The following is a 2,464-nucleotide window of genomic DNA, read 5'->3' as shown; positions in this document are numbered from 1 at the left end:
CTCGCCGACGCGCCCGCGGACTTCTTCCCGTCGCCGTCCGCCGACCCCGCGCAGCCGCCGAGCATCGCGGCGAGCGCCGCCGCGACGACCATGCGGCCTCCGACGGTCCCCACCCTGACCTGCACTGTTGCCTCCCCTTTGATGCGGAGCGGCAACTGTAGCCGAGAGCACCGACAACGCCGAACGTGATGTCGCCCACCGACCCGCGGGTCAGTCGGCCCCGCGCCGGGCGAGCACGAACAGGTGCGGCTCGGGTACGGCCTCGGGATGGGCCGGAGTGAACACCTCGTGCTCCTCGGACAGCACGGTCAGGCCCGCCCCGGACACCAGCCCGGTGAACGCCTCGGCGGCGAAGCTCGTCACCCGGACCGGCTGCCCCATGAAGACGGCCTCGACGTCCTCCACGTCCAACGGCACGGTGGCCAGCGCGACCAGGCCGCCGGGCCGGACCGCCCGGGCCAGCTTCGCCACGACCGCCGCCTGTTCGGCGCGGGTCATCTGCAACAGCGAGAAGTAGGCGCACACGGCGTCGAACGAGGCGTCCGCCAACGGCGTCTCCCGGATGTCGGCGAGCCGGAACTCGGCGGCGGGCACCTGCCGGGCGGCCAGGTCGACCATGACCGGCGAGACGTCCAGGCCCAGCACCCGGTGACCGGCCCCGGCGAGGGTCTGCGCGGTGGGCCGTCCGGTGCCGCTGCCCACGTCCAGCACCCGGCTGCCCGGCGCCAGCAGCTCCAGCAGCCGGTCGAGCGACGCCCGGTGCGGTGCGGAGCCGGCGAACGCCCGCTCGTACGCCGGGCCCAGTGCGTCGAACACCACGGCGGCCGGTGGCCGGCCGTCCTCCTCGGTCACGTTCGACTCCTCCCGTCCTCCTCGGCGGCGCCCGCCGCGGCCCGCCGTTTGCCAGGGGTGGCCGGCGCACGGCAGGGTGCCGGATGTGCCTACCCTCCTGATCGTCCATCACACCCCCTCGCCGCACTGCCAGGCGCTGTTCGAAGCCGTCGTGTCCGGTGCCACGGCACCGGAGATCGAGGGCGTGCGCGTCGTCCGCCGGGCGGCCCTGTCGGCCACCGCCTCCGACGTGCTCGCAGCCGACGGCTACCTGCTCGGCACGCCCGCCAACCTCGGCTACATGTCCGGTGCCCTCAAGCACTTCTTCGACCAGATCTACTACCCCTGCCTGGACGAGACCCGGGGCCGCCCGTTCGGTTTCTACGTCCACGGCGGCAACGACGTCACCGGCGCCGTCCGCGCCGTCGAGACCGTCACCACCGGCCTCGGCTGGCGCCGGGCGGCCGAGCCGGTGACCGTCACCGGAGACCCGGGCAAGGCCGGCGCACAGGCCTGCTGGGAACTGGGGGCCACCCTCGCCGCGGGCCTGATGCCCGGCACCTGAGCGCCCCCGGCGCCCGAGGCGCGGCCCCGGGTCCCCGCGGAGCCCCTCGCGCGGCCACCGGAGTGATCTTCGTACGGTTGCGCCCGGCGACCGGCGTGGACCGAAGCCCGCCCCCGGACCGCTCTGTTAGTCCTTTTTGTGTGTTCATAGGATTACCAGGGAGGTGTGGGCGAACCCTCCGGACACGTCTTCCCGCGGTGTTGCCGCTGCTCATGGCCGTGTGCGGCGCACCGGCGCAGCGTGCCGTCGCCGACGGCGCGGGAAACCACGGGCTCGCCCTCCAGGTCGCCGTCAACACCCGACCGGGCACCGGGGCGACCGACCCCGGCATCCGCGTCGGCCACCCGCTGGTGAAGACGTATCACCTGATCAACCGCACCGGGGCCGACCTGTACGACGTGCGGGTGAACGACCCGGGCCTTCCGCACGCCGACATCCGCTGCCCCGGCGGCGGCGATCACCTTCCGATGCTCCGCGGCCTGGACTCGGCGACCTGCACGGCCTGGGCCACCGCCCGCCCGGGCACCTGGATCGCCGACGTCACCGCCGTCGGCAGCGTTCCCTCCCTCGGCACGGAGTCCCGGGCCGTCGCCCGGTCCGGGTACGCGGGCGTGGGCGGGGCGCTGTCCCTGACCGAGACGGTGACGACCGGCGCCGGATCCCTGGGCCGGGCCCTCACCCTGGGCCGCGCCACCGTCTTCTACGACGTGACCAACACCGGCAACCGCACGGTGTACGACCTCCGGCTCAGCGACCCGGCCCTCCAGCCGCCCGCCATCGTCTGCGGGTCCGGCGGCGACGTCGTACCGAGCCTGGAACCGGGAGGCTCGGCGCGGTGCGTGGCGACCGTGGAGCGGCCACCCGGCCACTACCTCAGCAAGGGGCGCGTGAAGGGGAGCGACCGGATCAAGACCCTCGGCCCCGACGGCTGCCCCAAGCCGCCGCCGATGCTCAAGGACTGGGCGATCGGCCACTTCACCGTGGACGAGCCCACACCGCCGCCGGTCCCGCCGCCACTCCCCGAACCGCCGGCGCCCGAACCGCCGACCCTCACACCGGCCCCCGTCC

Annotated in this window: 2 protein-coding genes and 1 pseudogene; 2 read left to right on the top strand and 1 reads right to left on the bottom strand. The window is 74.6% G+C overall.

What is annotated here, in order from left to right; all coding sequences use genetic code 11:
- Positions 1-210: 210 nt before the first annotated feature.
- Positions 211-852 (bottom strand): class I SAM-dependent methyltransferase, encoded by a 642-nt coding sequence (locus CCN44_RS40210; RefSeq protein ID WP_059246906.1) that lies wholly within the window; start codon positions 850-852, stop codon positions 211-213.
- Positions 853-937: 85 nt separating this feature from the next.
- On the opposite strand from CCN44_RS40210, the gene CCN44_RS40205 reads away from it, so the two are divergent.
- Entirely contained in the window at positions 938-1,396 is a 459-nt protein-coding gene (locus CCN44_RS40205) for a flavodoxin family protein (protein ID WP_086704074.1), read from the top strand.
- 197 nt (positions 1,397-1,593) lie between these two features.
- Positions 1,594-2,464: pseudogene (locus CCN44_RS40200) on the top strand (hypothetical protein); the annotation flags it as partial.

The sequence above is a fragment of the Streptomyces tricolor genome (assembly GCF_002155905.1).
GTDB lineage: Bacteria > Actinomycetota > Actinomycetes > Streptomycetales > Streptomycetaceae > Streptomyces > Streptomyces tricolor.
This window is presented reverse-complemented; position numbering and strand designations above follow the sequence as displayed.